Consider the following 14,000-nt stretch of genomic DNA (forward strand, 5'->3'; position numbering starts at 1 on the left):
GGTCACGCTCCGCTCTCGGCGATCCGGCGATAGAGGGGCATCAGCACCTCCTTCGCGGTCGGGTCGGCGCGCAGCCGTTCGAAGGCCGCATGCAGCCCCTCCTTCTGGCGGGCCAGGAAGGCCGCGTCGCGCCACAGCCGGTCCACGGCGCGCACGGTGCCGCGCACCGCCGCGCGCGGCTCCATCTCGACCAGCAGGTCGTCCGGCAGGACCTCGTCCTGGGACCCCACGCGGGTCGAGATCGGGATGCAGCCGTGCTGCACGGCCTCGTAGCAGACCAGCGCCAGACCCTCGTTGCTGGAGGGCAGCAGCAGGATGTCCGACCGCCCCAGCAGCGCCGGGATGTCGGCATTGCCCGGCAGCACGGTCACGACCGAAGACAGGCCGTATCGGCGCAGAAGCGCGGTCACCGTATGCTCGAACGGGCCCTCGCCCACCATGGTGGCGGTGAAGGCGACGCCTGCGCCCTTGGCCCAGGCCGCCAGCGCGCGCAGCGTCTCGACCACCACGACCGGACGCTTCTGATAGTAGAGGCGGCCGATGAAGGTCGCGTGCAGGGTCTTCTGCCCGGCCTCGAGGCGCAGGGGCGGCAGGGCGCGCGGCTGATCCTCGCGGTCCAGCATCCGGCCGAGGCGTACCCGGTCCGGCGCGGCGAGGAAGCGGTCGCGCAGATAGCGCACCAGCTCTCCGCTGATGACATGCTGCACGTCCAGATAGTTCGACCACACGCCCGAGATGCGCGGATAGCCGCCATTGGCATGTTCCACGATGTGGGTGCTGTCGATCACCGTGATCCAAGACAGGCGCGCGCGCACCATCGGCAGGCTTTCGTAGAGCGGCGTGCAATGGTGGATGTGGATGGCGCGGATGTTCTCGGCCAAGGCCAGGCGCTCGACGTAGCGCGGCCACAGGTGATGCGGCAGATAGCGGTCCAGCCGGATGAAGGTGATGTCGGGATGGTCGGGCAACCGCCCCGCCAGCCGCTGCAGCGCCGGGACCGAAGCCACGACGAAGACCCGCAGCCCGGCCTCCAGCGCCCAGTTCACCGTGTCGAAGCCCAGCTTCTCGGCGCCGCCGACCTCCAGCCAGTGCATCCCGATCAGGATCGCGGGACGCTGTCCGGTCTCGGGCGCCTCGGGGTGCGCGATGGCATCCCAGCCCCGGCCCAAGGGCAGCGGGCGGTGGTCGTGGTGTCGCTCGGCGCGCCGCTTGCGCAGCATTTCGGCACGAAAGCGAACTCGCTCATAGGCCATGGGGCTGACGCGGAACAGACGCCCCAGCCCGCGCATGGGGCGCCAGGGCGCGTCGGTCCGCTTCTGCTCGGCCGGGTTGGGCGCGCGCGGGATGGCCAAGCGGATCGTCACCTCGGGGGCGTTCGGGCCGGTGCCCGGGCGCGTGATCGTGCCCAGATAGTCAGGCCCCAGGTCCTGCGGACGAGGCACGTGCGGACCCTCGATAACCTGCGGATGCGCGCTCATCGGGTCGTTGCCCTGCGACAGCACGAAATGCAGCGTGCGGTCGGGGAACAGCCGCTCGTAGATGGCGCGTGCCTCGGCGATGCCGGCCGACAGATGGTCGGCGGCGGTGGCGGGGCGGGTGGCGGGGGTGGACATGGACGGGATGCTCTTTCTGGGATGCGTCAGTCGATCAGGCGCAGCAGATAAGCGCCGTAATCGTTCTTGCGAAAGCTCTGGGCGCGCGCGCGCAGCTGATCGGCGCTGATCCAGCCCGCCTCGAAGGCGATCTCCTCGGGGCAGCCGGTCTGCAGGCCCTGGCGGTTCTCCAGCGTGCGCACGAAATTGCCCGCGTCCAGCAGGCTGGCATGGGTGCCGGTATCCAGCCAGGCGAAGCCCCGGCCCATGCGCTCGACCTGCAGGCTGCCCTCGTGCAGATAGCTCTCCAGCAGCGTCGTGATCTCCAACTCGCCACGCTCGGACGGATGGACCGCGCGGGCGCGTTCGGGCGCGCTGCCGTCCAGGAAGTAGAGGCCCGTGACCGCATAGTCCGAGGGCGGCACCGAGGGCTTCTCGACGATGGCGCGGGCCTGCATGGTCTCATCGAAATCGACCACGCCATAGCGCTCGGGGTCCGACACGCGATAGCCGAAGACCGTGCCGCCCGCGGGGCGCGCATCCGCCGCGGCCAGCAATTCGGGCAGGCCGTGCCCGAAGAAGATGTTGTCGCCCAGCACCATCGCGGAGGGCGCGCCGTCCAGGAAATCCTCGGCCAGGATATAGGCCTGGGCCAGTCCGTCGGGGCTGGGCTGGACGATGTAGGTGAAGCGGATGCCCCACTGGCCGCCGTCGCCCAGGAGGCGCTGGAACTGCGCCTGATCCTCGGGGGTGGTGATGATGGCGATGTCGCGGATGCCCGCCAGCATCAGCACCGTGATCGGGTAATAGATCATCGGCTTGTCATAAAGCGGCAGAAGCTGCTTCGACACGCCCATCGTGATCGGATAGAGCCGCGTGCCCGATCCGCCCGCCAGGATGATGCCCTTGCGCTGTGTCATGTCCTGTCCTTCATCTGCTGCAGCACCCGGTCCAAGCCGGCCTGCCAATCGGGGCGCCCGATCCCGAAGTCGCGGGCGATGCGCCCGCAATCGAGGCGCGAATTCTGCGGTCGCCGGGCCGGGGTGGGATAGTCGGCCGTGCCGATATCCTCGACTTGCGCCGAGAGCGCCGCGCGCTCCATGATGCGGCGCGCGAAATCGGCCCAGGAGACGTCCGGCGCACCCGCGAAGTGATAGATCCCGCCCGTCGTGTCGGGCCGGTCGCGCATGATCCGCGCCATGCGCAGCAGCGCGACCGCGATGTCGGCGGCGGGCGTCGGGCCGCCGACCTGGTCGGCGACCACGCGCAGCACGTCCCGTTCGGCGCCAAGGCGCAGCATCGTCTTCACGAAGTTCGCGCCATGGGCCGAAAAGACCCAGGAGGTCCGCATCACGGCCCAGTTGCCGCCCGCGGCGGCCACGCCCTGCTCTCCGGCCAGCTTGGTCGCGCCATAGACGCCCAGGGGCCCGGTCGGCGCATCCTCGGCGCGCGGCGCGTCGCCTGCGCCGTCGAAGACGTAATCGGTCGAGACATGCAGGAACGGAACGCCCAGGGCCGCGCAGGCCTGCGCCATCGCGGCGGGGCTTTCGGCATTGACCAGCCTCGCGGCGTCGGCCTCCGTCTCGGCCCGGTCCACGGCGGTATGGGCGGCGGCGTTGATCACCGCGCGGGGCCGCGCGTCGCGGATGGCCGCGGCGCAGGCCACGGGGTCGGTCAGGTCCGCCCGGTCGCGGCCCAGGAAGGTCGCCCCCGGCGCCAGCGCGGCCAGCTCCTGCGCGACCTGTCCCGTCCGGCCGAAGACCAGCAGTCCGTCCATCAGGCCGCCCCGAGCCGCTTGCCCACGCCGTCCCGCTCCAGCAGCGGCTGCCACCAGTCGCGGTTCTCCAGATACCAGGCGACGGTGCGGCGCAGCCCCTCCTCGACGGTGACGGAGGGGCGCCAGCCCAGCTCGTCGCGGATGCGGGTCGGGTCGATCGCATAGCGGCGGTCATGGCCGGGCCGGTCGGTCACGAAGGTGATCAGCCGCTCATGCGGCGCGCCGGCGGGGTTCATGTCGTCCATATGCGCGCAGATGGTGCGCACAAGGTCGATGTTGCGGGCCTCGTTCGCGCCGCCGATATTGTAGCTGCGGTTCAGCTGGCCCTTCTCCAGGACCAGCAGCAGCGCGTCGGCATGATCCTCGACATAGAGCCAGTCGCGGACGTTGCCGCCGTCGCCGTAGACGGGGATCGGCTGGCCCGCCAGCGCCTTGAGGATCACCACCGGCACCAGCTTCTCGGGGAAGTGGTAGGGGCCGTAATTGTTCGAGCAGTTCGTCAGCACGACCGGCAGGCCGTAGGTCTCGGCCCAGGCCCGCACCAGATGGTCCGACGCCGCCTTGCTGGCCGAATAGGGGCTGCGCGGGTCGTAGGGGGTCGTCTCGGTGAACTGCCCCGTCTCGCCCAGGGAGCCGAAGACCTCGTCGGTCGAGATGTGGTGGAAGCGGAACCCCTCGGGGCGGCCCTCGGCGGTCCAGTAGGCGCGGGCCGCCTCCAGCATGTTGAAGGTGCCGATCACGTTCGTCTCGATGAAGGCCGCGGGGCCGTCGATGGAGCGGTCCACATGGCTCTCGGCGGCCAGATGCATGATCGCGTCGGGGCGATGCCGTGCCAGGATGCGGTCCAGCGCCGCGCGGTCGCGGATGTCGGCCTGCTCGAACGCATAGCCGGGCAGGTCCGCGACCTCGGCGACATTGGCCAGGTTGGCGGCATAGGTCAGCGCGTCCAGGTTCACAACCTCATGCCCGCGGACCATCGCCAGCCTTACCACGGCCGAGCCGATGAAGCCCGCGCCGCCTGTGATCAGTATCTTCATGCCATGTCCCCGAACGGTGATTTCCAATCCGCGAAGGCCGGTGCCGCGCGGTCCTTGTCCGACAGGACCGGGTCCGAGACGCCCCAGTCGATGCCCAGGCTGTCCCAGGCGACGGCGCCGTCGGCGGCCCGGTCGTAATGGTCGGTGCATTTGTAGACGACCTCGGTGTCGTCCTCGCGCGTCGCGAAACCGTGCAGGAAGCCTGCCGGAATCCACAGCTGACGCCCGTTCTCGAAGCTCAGCTCGGTGCCGAACCACCGGCCATAGGTCGGGCTGTCCGGCCGCGCATCGACGGCCACGTCGAACAGCCGCCCGCGCCCGCAGCGCACCAGCTTGCCCTGCGCATGGGGCGGGGCCTGATAATGCAGCCCGCGCAGCGTGCCTGCCTGGCGCGACAGCGAATGGTTGTCCTGCACGAAGTCCGGCAGGTCCAGCCCCGCCTCGCGCAGGGTCCGGCGGTTCCAGCTCTCCGAAAAGAAGCCCCGCGCATCCCCGTGCCGCGCCGGAGTCAGGATCAGGACGCCTGAAAGGGGTGTGGTCTCAATCTTCATCGCCGCCTCGGGGTGTGGTCAGCCTGCTGTCTATGTCCAAGCGCGCGGCTTGTCAGCCCGTCTTTGCCCGAAAAGGCCGGCCTGCTCCAAGTTCCGCCCGTCGGGCCGCGGTTGCCCGCCAAGCCCCGCCCATGCTAGGCCCGCGCCACGCCCTCCCAGCCGAGAGACCCCATGACCCCGTTCCGAATGGCCGCCGTCGTCGTCACCCATGCGCGGCTGGACAAGCTGAGGACGACCGTCGCGCGGCTTCTGGCCGAGCCGCTGGAGACGGTGATCGTGGTGGACAACGCCTCGGATGACGGGACGGCGGACTGGCTTCGGACGCTGGAGGATCCGCGCCTGATCCTGCATCGCAGCGCCCGCAACCTGGGCGGGGCGGGCGGGTTTCACGTCGGCATGCAGATCGCCCGAGACCGGACCGATGCGGAGTGGATCGTGGTGATGGACGATGACGGCCGCCCCGCGCCGGGCGCGATCGCGGCGTTCCGCGCCATGGACCTGACGGGATGGGACGCGATCGGCGCCGCCGTGCGCCACCCCGACGGTCGCATCTGCGAGATGAACCGCCCCTATCGCAACCCGTTCTGGAATCCGGGCGCGTTCCTGCGGACGCTGGCGCGCATGCCCCTGGGCCGGGGGCGGCGGGGGTTCCATCTGCGCGACGCGGATTATGCCGACGGCGCCCCGGTCACGCCCGTGGACATGAGCAGCTTCGTCGGCCTGTTCCTGTCGCGCCGCGCGCTGGAGGAGGCCGGCCTGCCCGATCCGCGCCTGTTCATCTATGGCGACGATCAGCTCTACACGCTGGTGATGCGGCGGCGCGGGCTGCGCATCGGCTTTGCCCCCGGGGTGCGGTTCGACCATGACACCGCGGCCCAGCAGGGGGCCAGCGGCCTGGTGCTGCGGCCCATGTGGAAGGTCTTCTACATGTATCGCAACGCGCTGATGGCCTATCGGGTGGCGGCGGGGCCGTTCTTCTGGCCGCTGGTGCCGGTGCTGCTGCGCAAGTGGCGCGCCAAGGCGGCCGACTACGGACCCGACGCCGCGCTGTTCCGGCAGATCCTGGACGAGGCGGTGGGCGACGGCCTGGCCGGGCGGCTGGACCGCGACCATGACGCGGTGCTGCGCCTGGCGCAGGGGCGCTGAGGGCGCGTCAGTCCAGATGGCCCGCGATGGCGCGGCCCAGAGCGAAGACGCGCTGTTCCAGGATCACCGGCGTCTCGCAGACATAGGTCAGCGACTGCTGGCGTTCGGTGAAGACGCGGCTGTCCCAGTCCAGCCCCTCCTCCTCGGCGTCGATGGCGTCGAAATCGGGGGCGGCGGCGGCCTCCAGCTCGGCCATGCGGGCGCGGCGGGCCTCGATCCGGTCGGACAGCGCGACCTGCGCGCGGCCATAGCGCGCGATGCCCGCGATCAGCGCGCCACGATCGGTGTCGATGCGGTCGAAGATCGCCTGCATCAGCGCGACCAGATGCGTGTCGGGGGCCTGGGACGCGTAATCGGCGATCTCGGCCTCGGCGGTCTCCAGGGGCAGGCGGCGCTGCTCCAGTCGCTCGGCCAGCCGGGCGATCTGCGGGTCGCGCGCCAAGGCCAGCGTCGCGTCGTCGGGGATCGGCCCGGTCCAGACCTGGCCCATCGACAGGTGCGGCTGCAGGCGCTGGATGCAGGGCCAGTCGGGATCGGTGCCCGACGCGGCCATGGCGGGACCGGCCAGCAGCGCCAGCGTCAGGGTGATGCGGATCATGCGGGTCCTCCCTTGCGGCGGGCCCAGAGGCCCTTCTGCGGATCATACATGAAGACGGCCGCGCCGAAGAACCCCGCCAAACATCCTAGGACCACCGTCAGCGAGGTCCAGTTCACCTGCAGATAGAGCGCGAACCGGATCAGCTCCACCGCGTGGGTGAAGGGGTTGTAGAGGCAGATGTCGTGCAGGAGCGGACTGCTCTCGCGCATGCGCCACAGGGGGTATAGCGCGGAGGAGGCGAAGAACATCGGGAAGATCACGAAGTTCATCACCCCCGCGAAATTCTCCAGCTGGCGGATGGCGCTGGACAGGAACAGCCCCATCGCCCCCAGCATCAGCCCCGACAGGATCAGCGCCGGCACGACCGCGGCATAACCCCAGAGCGGTGGCCGGATGCCCCACCACCGCGCGATGGCCAGGAAGGTGAAGACCTGCACCACCGACACCACCACCCCCGCCACCAGCTTGGACCCCAAGAGGAACCACCGCGGGAAGGGGCTGACCAGCAGGGTGCGCATCGCGCCCGTCTCGCGGTCATAGACCATCGACAGCGACGACTGCATGCCGTTGAACAGCTGGATCATCGCGACCAAGCCGGGCGTGACGTAGACCTCGTAGAGCACATAGGTCTGATAGGGCGGCGTGATCGACAGTCCCAGCACGGCCCGAAATCCGGCCGCGAAGATGAACAGCCAGACCAGCGGGCGCACCAGCGCGGCCAGAAACCGCCCCCGCTGGTTCAGGAAGCGCAGCATCTCGCGGCGCGCAATGCCCAGAAAGGCGGTGACCCAGGCACCGGCCCGCGCGGTCGGATGGCTCATGGCGCGACCCCCGTCATGTCCAGGAAAGCGCGGGTCAGGCCCTGCCCGCCCGCGATCTGCGCCGCGCGGCCCTGCCGCAGGACGGCGCCCTGATGCAGCACGACCAGATCGTCGTCGGGGGCGATCTCGTCCATGATATGCGTGGCCCAGAGCGCCGAGACGCCGTCACGCTCGATCAGGCGGCGGGTCAGGGCCAGGACCTCGGCGCGGGACTTGACGTCCAGCCCCACCGTCGCCTCGTCCAGCAGCAGCAGGTCCGGGCGGTGGATCAGCGCGCGGGCGATCTCGGCGCGGCGGGCCTGGCCGCCCGACAGGGCGGTGACGCGGGCCTCGGCCCGGTCGGCCAGATCGACCTGGGCCAGCACCTCCGCGATGCGCGGGCGGGCCAGCCGGCCGGGAATGCCGTGCAGGCTGGCGTGATAGATCAGGTTCTGCCGGATCGTCAGGTCCGCGTCCATCGCGCGGCTCTGGAACACGACGCCCAGCCGGGCCAGCGCCCGCCGAGGCTCGCGCCGCAGGTCATGCCCGCCCACCCGGATCACCCCCGAGCGGTTGTTGTAGAGCCGCGTGATCAGCGAGAAGAGCGTCGTCTTGCCCGCACCGTTCACGCCCAGAAGCGCGGTGAACCCGCCCCGCGGCACCGTCAGCGACACCGACCTCAGCGCCTGCACGGCGCCGAAGTGGTGGCTGACATCGACGATCTCCAGCGCGGGCGTCACTGGATGTTGAACACGGCCTGCAGCGTGTCGCCCGAGGACCCCGGCACCGACAGCGTGTAGCGCCCCGGCACGATGGCGATGAAGCTGACGCTGGCCGTGCCGCCGGCATCGAACTCGATGCTGTGCACGCCCATTGGGCGGATCTCGATGTCCTCGATGACGATCTCGTTGACCCACACCGACCGGAAGAAGTCGCCGCCCGACAGGGCCAGCTCCTGGCTGCCGTCGGCGGTGATGTCGATGCGATAGTAGCCGCCCGACTTGATCGTGTACTCGGACGAAGCGACCGGCTGTCCCGAGGCCAGCGTCAGCGGCGCCAGATCGACCCGGTTGTCGCGTGCCAGGACCCCGGCAAAGCCGAAGTCGAACTTGCCCGCGGCCTCGTGGACGCCCGCGTCGGCGGCGCCCTCCTCCTCCGCATCGTCGTCATCCTCCTCCGCGGCCTCGGCCGCGGGGGCGGCCGTGTCCTGGGCCAGGACGGGTGCCGCGAACGGGGCGGCCAGCAACAGGGCCAGGGCGGCGCCGGGAATCAGGGCGGTGGGCAGGGTCATCGCTATCTCCTTCACTATCGTCAGGTCTTCGAATGGGTCAGTTCGGCGCCACCACCACGCCCCAGGGCTGCTGGCCCACGGGAACCGAGCGCACCACCTCGTTCGCGGCCACGTCGATGATCGACACGTCGTTCGAGTTGCCGTTGGTGGTATAGAGGTACTTTTCGTCCGGGCTCAGCGCCAACTGCCAGACGCGCTGCCCGACCAGCAGATAGTCAGTCACCTCGTCGGTGGCGGCGTCGATCACCGCGACGCGGTTGGCGGGTCCCAGCGCCACGAACAGCTTGCTGCCGTCCGCCGTCACCCGCGCGCCGACCGGCTGGATCGCCTCGGGCAGGACGCCGGGGATCTCGAAGCTGATCTTCTTGGTGATGGTCTGGGTGGCCGGGTCGATGACGCTGACCGTGCCGCCGATCTCGGAGGTCACGTAGAGCTTGGAGCCGTCGGCGGTGTACTGGGCGAATCGCGGGCGGCTGTCGACCAGCACGTTGGCGGTGATCTCGAAGGTCTCGGTGTCGATGAAATGCGCCATGTTCGTCGTCTCCGACGTGTTGATGACGACGCGGCCGTCCGGGCTGACCCCCATGCCCTCGGGTTCGACGCCCACGGGAACCTCGGCCAGGACCTCGCGGGTCTTGACGTCCACGACGGTGACGATGTTGTCGTCCTCGTTGGCGATGAACAGCGGGTTGCCCGACGGGTGCAGCACGAACAGCTCGGGGTCCGGCCCCGAGGGCAGCGTGTGCATCTCCTCCATGGTGGCGGGGTCGAACACCCGCACCAGGTTGTCGTCGGAGGCGCAGACATACAGCTCGGTCCCGTCGGGACTGATGGTGATGCCGCGCGGCCGGTTGCCGACCGGATAGGTGCCGATCACCTCGAAGGTCGTGCCGTCCAGGACGGTGACGTCGTTGCTGCGTTCGTTGCTGACGAAGACGCGGTTGGCCAGGGCGGCATCCGCCGACAGCAGCAGGCCCAGACCGGCCGTGGCAGAGAGTATCTGTCTCATGGAACCTCGGGGAGTTGGCATTCGGTTTCGGGACGGTCGACCCCCAGCGTGTCCAGCTGGCTGGTCTGGTGAAGATACTGGTCCTGCGGGCTGACCGAGGTGGTCAGAACCCCCGTGGTCAGCAGGATCGGCTGACGCATCTGGTGGTCCCAGTCGCGCACGGTCAGGGCCTGGCCCTTGAAGCCTGCCACGTCGAAATCGGGCGACAGGATGAACTCCTTCAGCGCCTGCGGCTCGCCCGACCCGGTCCGCGTCGCGGCCTCGCCGATCAGGCGCAGGGCCAGCCAGGCCTGATAATCCTCCTCGCGCATGGGGCGGTTGGCCAGCCGCTCGAATCGGTTCTGGAACTGCGTGCCGCCCCAGGCCTCCATTGCGGGATGCCAGCTGCGCGGCACCAGGCCGGACGACCCCGCGACGGGGCGCGGCTCCCAGGTCAGATAGGGCAGATAGGCGGCGAACACGTCGGCCTCGTCCGCGGTCAGGACCACGTCGTGATCGGCGGCGCGTTGGGTGAAGACGGGCATCTGCGCCTGCACCTGGACATGCCCGCTGTCGGTGCGCCGCGCGCCGCCGGTATCGGTGTATTCCCGCTCCTCGACGATCTGGGCGCCGAACTTGGCGGCGCTGCGGCGCCAAGCCTCCGCCAGGGCCTGATCCTCGGGGTGGCTGCCATGGATCAGGAACCAGCGCGGCCAGTTCTTCCACATCAGGAACTGCGCCATGGCGTCGGTCAGCATGGCGCGGCTTGGCGCGACATGGATCGTGTTGTAGCGGCAGTCCGCGCCGCGCAGGGCGTCGCCCCGCGCCATGGCGTTCAGGATCATCGCGCGGTCGCCGGCCTGGTCGGCCAGGGCCAGCGTGGTGGCGTCGTCGGCCATGACCACCACGAACTGCACTCCCTCGGACAGCAGACGGTCCATCTCGGACGCGGCCGTGTCGGGGGTGGCCGCGATCTCCTCGGCCTCGAAGTCCTGGCCCATGAAACGGCCGGTCGTGTCGTTGTCCTCGATCGCCAGGCGCGCACCGGCAAAGCCCAGATCCTCGGGCGGCAGGTCCAGCCGGGAAATCGGCGGCAGGCCCGGATCATCGACGCGCAGCACGGCCGCGCGGATCTGGACCGGCTCGGGGGCCTGGGCCGCAGCGGGCTGGGCCAGTGCCGCGGCACCCGCCAAAAGTCCTATGATTCCCTTGAACATTTTTCCTCTCCCTGGGGTCATGGTGAGGCTCGATTCGCGCTCCGGCAAGCCGGTTATTGTTCCCGTTTCGGTCGGGAAGTTTTGACTGCACCCAAGGTCTTAGGCCTCTACGCCTTTGGTCCTATGGACGCGCGCGGGGACCGGCGCGCATGGTTTTCCCATGAGACGCATCGCGACGCGACCGGCCCCGGCCCGCCCCGTCGCGGCGCGCGGAATGGCGGAGGATACGGACGGATGAGGACGACGAGGATGCTGGCCTGCGCCCTGGGCGCGGTGGTGGCGATGAGCGGCATGGCGGGTGCGCATGGCCCCTCGCGCCTGAAGACCGAACAGAGCGTGGTGCTGGACGCGACCCCGGCCGAGGTCTGGGAGGTCATCGGACGGTTCGACGACATGAGCTGGCATCCGGCGGTCGCGTCCACCGCGATGACGCCGGAGGGGGCCGCGGCCGACGTGCCGGACGAATCGACGCGCGTCCTGACCCTTGCCGCGCCGGGCGATCCGACCATCACCGAACAGCTGATGGCCATCGACCCCGAGAAGATGAGCTACAAGTACATGATCACCGAGGTCGACACGGCGGTTCTGCCGGTCACGAACTACTCCTCGACGCTGCAGGTCAAGAACGCCGAGGGCAAGGCCGAGGTCACCTGGAAGGGCGGTTTCTATCGCGGCTTTCCGAACAACGATCCCCCGGCCGAACTGAACGACGATGCGGCCATCGCCGGTGTCGACGGCATCTACACGGCCGGGCTGGATGCCTTGGCCGAACGGTTCGGCCGCGTCGAATAGATGCGCGCCGCCTGGCTGGTGCTGTGGCTGGCGGCGCCGGTCCAGGCGGCCGATCTGGCCTTCGTCACGGCGCAGAACGGCGATGCGGTCGCGGCGGTGGACCTGGCGACCGGGTCCATCGTGGCGCAGGCCGAGCTGCCGGACGCCCCGGCCCCGGTCGCCTATGATCCGGCGACCGGGCGCGTCCATGTCATCGCCGCCGATACAGGCCGCCTGCACGTGCTGGACGAGGCGCTGGCGCCCCTGGCGCAGGCGGATCTGGGGGCGGGGGCCTTCGGGCTGGCCGCGGCGGGGGGCGCGGTCTTCGTCACGCATTGGTTCGACGCCCGGCTGACCCGGCTGGATGCGGCGCTGCGGCCGGTCTGGACCGCCCCCACCGGCGCGGCACCCGCCGGCGTCGCGCTCAGCGCGGATGGGCTGACCGTCGCCACGGCCGATCGCGACGCCGATCAGGTCAGCATCTTCGACGCGGCCACCGGAGCGCTGCGGCACCGCGTTGCGACCGCGGGCGCGCATCCCTTCGGCATCACCTTCCATGACGGGCGGATCTATACCGCCGACGTGCAGGGAGATCGCGTGTCGGTCATCGACCCGGTGCGGGGCGTGCTGATCGGCAGCGTGGCGACGGGCAGCCACCCCTATGCGGTGGCCTTCGCCGCCGGGCGCGGCTTCGTCACCGACCAGTATGACGGCACCGTCACGGTCTTCGATCCCACCACGCTGGAGGTCCTGGCGACGGTCCACGTCGGCGACTATCCCGAGGGCATCGCCCCCCTGCCCGACGGCAGCGGCGTGGCGGTGGCCAATTGGGAATCGGACAGCCTGGTCGTGCTGGACGCCGCCAGCCTGAGCGTGACGCGGGACATCGCGATGCCGTCGGGGCCGCGCGCCTTCGGCAGCTTCACGGGGCAACAGGTTCCGCGGTGACCATCGGCCGTCCGGCCGCGGCCCAGGCATCGGTGCCGCCGGGGAACCACAGGACCGGGTCGAAGCCCCACTCGACCGCGCGGCGCGCGGCGTTCCAGCTCATCCAGCAGTCGGTCCGGCAGAACAGCACCAGCGGCCGGTCCGGATCATCGGCCTGCGCGCGGGTCAGGCCGTCGCGCAGGCGCGCCTCCTCGGCCGGGGCCAGCGCCTGATAGCCGGTGTCCCACAGCCACAACGCGCCGGGAATCGTGTCATGGACAGGTTCGTTCCAGATGGTGCCCTCGGGCAGTCCCTCGGGGCGGGTCTTGCGGGGCAGCACATCGAAGAAGGCCGCGCCTTGGTCGTGCAAGGCGATGGCGCGGTCGATGTCGATGACCTCGGCCCCCTGCAGCGTCGCGGGGACCGGACTGCGATAGGGCTCTCCGCGATAGCCGTCCGGCTCGGGCACCGTCTCGGCCGCGGCCGCGGTCGCCACCAGCGCGACCAGGATCGCGGCGCGGATCACGGCATCAGCTCCTTGCCGTAATCGTCGACCAGCGGCACCCCCGCATCATGCAGGATGCGGTTGATCTCATCCTGATTGCGGCGGATCAGGCTGTTCAGCTCGCGCTTCCACTCCTGCTCCTCAAGCCGCACGCCCATGGTGATGCGGAAGAACAGGCGCGGCGCCGCCTCCTCATGCAGCAGGGGCGTGAACTGCAGGTCGGGATCGTCCTTGACGCGCGGTCCGGCCAGCGGGCCCCACAGCACCGCGGCACCCGTCGCGCCGCTGCGGACATCCTCTAGCAGCTCTCCCATCGGGTCCTCCACGCGGCGGTCCACGAACAGATCGACGCCGCGCATGTTGGGCGCGAGGCCCGCGCGGGCCAGATGGGTGGCGGGCGGCGTGCCCGCGACCACGCCGATGCCGTGATCCTTCAGCGCCGGATCGGTCAGCCGGTCGACCTGCGCCAGCGGCCCGTCGCGCCGCGTCACGATGCCATAGACCGAGGTGTAGTAATGGTTGGTGTTCTGGACCAGTTCATCGCCCTGGGCATAGCCGATGACCACGTCGCAGCGCCCTTCGCGCAGCGTGCGCTGGATGAAGCCCATGCCCGACGGGAACCAGGTATAGGTGACCGGAAGGCCCAGCTGCTGCCCGAAGAACTCGGCCAGCCTGTTCTCGAACCCCGTGCCGTCGCGGCTGGACATGGGAGCGTTCGCGGGATCGGCGCAGACCCGGAACTGCGTCGTGGAACGCAGATCGGCCACCTGCGCCGCCGCCGTGACGGCCATGGCCCCGCT

The 14,000-nt window shown here is 70.1% G+C and carries 16 protein-coding genes; 3 read left to right on the forward strand and 13 right to left on the reverse strand.

Translation table 11 applies throughout. From position 1 onward, the window contains the following. Window positions 1–2: 2 nt before the first annotated feature. From AACG61_RS00155 to rfbC, 5 genes are read right to left on the reverse strand one after another with little or no spacing between them, the layout of a single operon-like run. Entirely contained in the window at window positions 3–1,613 is a 1,611-nt protein-coding gene (locus AACG61_RS00155; protein ID WP_411838007.1) for a glycosyltransferase, read from the reverse strand. Window positions 1,614–1,639: 26 nt separating this feature from the next. Continuing rightward, window positions 1,640–2,512 carry a glucose-1-phosphate thymidylyltransferase RfbA gene (gene rfbA / locus AACG61_RS00160; RefSeq protein WP_411838008.1) on the reverse strand — a complete coding sequence of 291 codons (873 nt, stop codon included), beginning with the start codon at window positions 2,510–2,512 and terminating at the stop codon, window positions 1,640–1,642. Continuing rightward, window positions 2,509–3,369: a dTDP-4-dehydrorhamnose reductase gene (gene rfbD, locus AACG61_RS00165; protein WP_411838009.1), complete on the reverse strand. Its 861-nt coding sequence runs from the start codon at window positions 3,367–3,369 to the stop codon at window positions 2,509–2,511. Before rfbD ends, rfbA begins: the two co-directional genes overlap by 4 nt. Beyond that, window positions 3,369–4,406 carry a dTDP-glucose 4,6-dehydratase gene (rfbB, locus tag AACG61_RS00170; RefSeq protein ID WP_411838010.1) on the reverse strand — a complete coding sequence of 346 codons (1,038 nt, stop codon included), beginning with the start codon at window positions 4,404–4,406 and terminating at the stop codon, window positions 3,369–3,371. Before rfbB ends, rfbD begins: the two co-directional genes overlap by 1 nt. After that, a complete protein-coding gene (gene rfbC, locus AACG61_RS00175; protein ID WP_411838011.1) occupies window positions 4,403–4,957 on the reverse strand; it encodes a dTDP-4-dehydrorhamnose 3,5-epimerase in 555 nt (184 codons plus the stop codon). The genes rfbB and rfbC overlap by 4 nt, the downstream gene beginning before the upstream one ends. A gap of 171 nt (window positions 4,958–5,128) precedes the next feature. Here rfbC and AACG61_RS00180 point away from each other — a divergent pair, with 171 nt between their 5' ends. Continuing rightward, the gene (locus AACG61_RS00180; protein WP_411838012.1) at window positions 5,129–6,103 is read left to right on the forward strand and encodes a glycosyltransferase; all 975 of its coding nucleotides are present in this window, start codon (window positions 5,129–5,131) and stop codon (window positions 6,101–6,103) included. A 7-nt stretch (window positions 6,104–6,110) separates the two neighbouring features. Here the strand turns inward: AACG61_RS00180 and AACG61_RS00185 are convergent, their stop codons facing one another. From AACG61_RS00185 to AACG61_RS00210, 6 genes are read right to left on the reverse strand one after another with little or no spacing between them, the layout of a single operon-like run. Then, on the reverse strand, window positions 6,111–6,701 hold the full coding sequence (locus tag AACG61_RS00185; RefSeq protein WP_411838013.1) for a hypothetical protein: 591 nt from the start codon (window positions 6,699–6,701) through the stop codon (window positions 6,111–6,113). Continuing rightward, window positions 6,698–7,522 carry an ABC transporter permease gene (locus AACG61_RS00190; RefSeq protein WP_411838014.1) on the reverse strand — a complete coding sequence of 275 codons (825 nt, stop codon included), beginning with the start codon at window positions 7,520–7,522 and terminating at the stop codon, window positions 6,698–6,700. Before AACG61_RS00190 ends, AACG61_RS00185 begins: the two co-directional genes overlap by 4 nt. Next, a complete protein-coding gene (locus AACG61_RS00195) occupies window positions 7,519–8,241 on the reverse strand; it encodes an ABC transporter ATP-binding protein (protein WP_411838015.1) in 723 nt (240 codons plus the stop codon). Before AACG61_RS00195 ends, AACG61_RS00190 begins: the two co-directional genes overlap by 4 nt. Then, the gene (locus tag AACG61_RS00200) at window positions 8,238–8,792 is read right to left on the reverse strand and encodes a hypothetical protein (RefSeq protein ID WP_411838016.1); all 555 of its coding nucleotides are present in this window, start codon (window positions 8,790–8,792) and stop codon (window positions 8,238–8,240) included. The genes AACG61_RS00195 and AACG61_RS00200 overlap by 4 nt, the downstream gene beginning before the upstream one ends. Before the next feature lie 37 nt (window positions 8,793–8,829). Beyond that, window positions 8,830–9,801, reverse strand: a complete 972-nt coding sequence (locus AACG61_RS00205) for a YVTN family beta-propeller repeat protein (RefSeq protein WP_411838017.1) — start codon at window positions 9,799–9,801, stop codon at window positions 8,830–8,832. Beyond that, window positions 9,798–10,997 (reverse strand): ABC transporter substrate-binding protein, encoded by a 1,200-nt coding sequence (locus tag AACG61_RS00210; RefSeq protein ID WP_411838018.1) that lies wholly within the window; start codon window positions 10,995–10,997, stop codon window positions 9,798–9,800. The genes AACG61_RS00205 and AACG61_RS00210 overlap by 4 nt, the downstream gene beginning before the upstream one ends. A gap of 234 nt (window positions 10,998–11,231) precedes the next feature. On the opposite strand from AACG61_RS00210, the gene AACG61_RS00215 reads away from it, so the two are divergent. Together AACG61_RS00215 and AACG61_RS00220 are read left to right on the forward strand one after the other, a co-directional pair. After that, on the forward strand, window positions 11,232–11,789 hold the full coding sequence (locus AACG61_RS00215; protein WP_411838019.1) for an SRPBCC family protein: 558 nt from the start codon (window positions 11,232–11,234) through the stop codon (window positions 11,787–11,789). Further along, a complete protein-coding gene (locus AACG61_RS00220; protein ID WP_411838020.1) occupies window positions 11,790–12,716 on the forward strand; it encodes a YncE family protein in 927 nt (308 codons plus the stop codon). On the opposite strand, the gene AACG61_RS00225 is transcribed toward AACG61_RS00220, so the two are convergent. Beyond that, window positions 12,691–13,221, reverse strand: coding sequence for a rhodanese-like domain-containing protein (locus AACG61_RS00225; protein ID WP_411838021.1), 531 nt, complete (start codon window positions 13,219–13,221; stop codon window positions 12,691–12,693). The genes AACG61_RS00220 and AACG61_RS00225 overlap by 26 nt on opposite strands. Then, window positions 13,218–13,991: a substrate-binding domain-containing protein gene (locus AACG61_RS00230; RefSeq protein ID WP_411839541.1), complete on the reverse strand. Its 774-nt coding sequence runs from the start codon at window positions 13,989–13,991 to the stop codon at window positions 13,218–13,220. The genes AACG61_RS00225 and AACG61_RS00230 overlap by 4 nt, the downstream gene beginning before the upstream one ends. Window positions 13,992–14,000: the final 9 nt, after the last annotated feature.

This window comes from Paracoccus sp. ME4 (assembly GCF_046736325.1).
Taxonomy (GTDB): Bacteria; Pseudomonadota; Alphaproteobacteria; order Rhodobacterales; family Rhodobacteraceae; genus Paracoccus.

Excerpts from the sequence above, each read along its gene's own strand:
- AACG61_RS00200 (WP_411838016.1), bottom strand. The coding sequence starts at position 8,792 with ATGACCCTGCCCACCGCCCTGATTCCCGGCGCCGCCCTGGCCCTGTTG.
- rfbB (WP_411838010.1), bottom strand. The coding sequence starts at position 4,406 with ATGAAGATACTGATCACAGGCGGCGCGGGCTTCATCGGCTCGGCCGTG.
- AACG61_RS00155 (WP_411838007.1), bottom strand. The coding sequence starts at position 1,613 with ATGTCCACCCCCGCCACCCGCCCCGCCACCGCCGCCGACCATCTGTCG.
- rfbC (WP_411838011.1), bottom strand. The coding sequence starts at position 4,957 with ATGAAGATTGAGACCACACCCCTTTCAGGCGTCCTGATCCTGACTCCG.
- rfbD (WP_411838009.1), bottom strand. The coding sequence starts at position 3,369 with ATGGACGGACTGCTGGTCTTCGGCCGGACGGGACAGGTCGCGCAGGAG.
- AACG61_RS00180 (WP_411838012.1), top strand. The coding sequence starts at position 5,129 with ATGACCCCGTTCCGAATGGCCGCCGTCGTCGTCACCCATGCGCGGCTG.
- rfbA (WP_411838008.1), bottom strand. The coding sequence starts at position 2,512 with ATGACACAGCGCAAGGGCATCATCCTGGCGGGCGGATCGGGCACGCGG.
- AACG61_RS00205 (WP_411838017.1), bottom strand. The coding sequence starts at position 9,801 with ATGAGACAGATACTCTCTGCCACGGCCGGTCTGGGCCTGCTGCTGTCG.
- AACG61_RS00185 (WP_411838013.1), bottom strand. The coding sequence starts at position 6,701 with ATGATCCGCATCACCCTGACGCTGGCGCTGCTGGCCGGTCCCGCCATG.
- AACG61_RS00215 (WP_411838019.1), top strand. The coding sequence starts at position 11,232 with ATGAGGACGACGAGGATGCTGGCCTGCGCCCTGGGCGCGGTGGTGGCG.
- AACG61_RS00230 (WP_411839541.1), bottom strand. The coding sequence starts at position 13,991 with ATGGCCGTCACGGCGGCGGCGCAGGTGGCCGATCTGCGTTCCACGACG.
- AACG61_RS00210 (WP_411838018.1), bottom strand. The coding sequence starts at position 10,997 with ATGTTCAAGGGAATCATAGGACTTTTGGCGGGTGCCGCGGCACTGGCC.
- AACG61_RS00190 (WP_411838014.1), bottom strand. The coding sequence starts at position 7,522 with ATGAGCCATCCGACCGCGCGGGCCGGTGCCTGGGTCACCGCCTTTCTG.
- AACG61_RS00220 (WP_411838020.1), top strand. The coding sequence starts at position 11,790 with ATGCGCGCCGCCTGGCTGGTGCTGTGGCTGGCGGCGCCGGTCCAGGCG.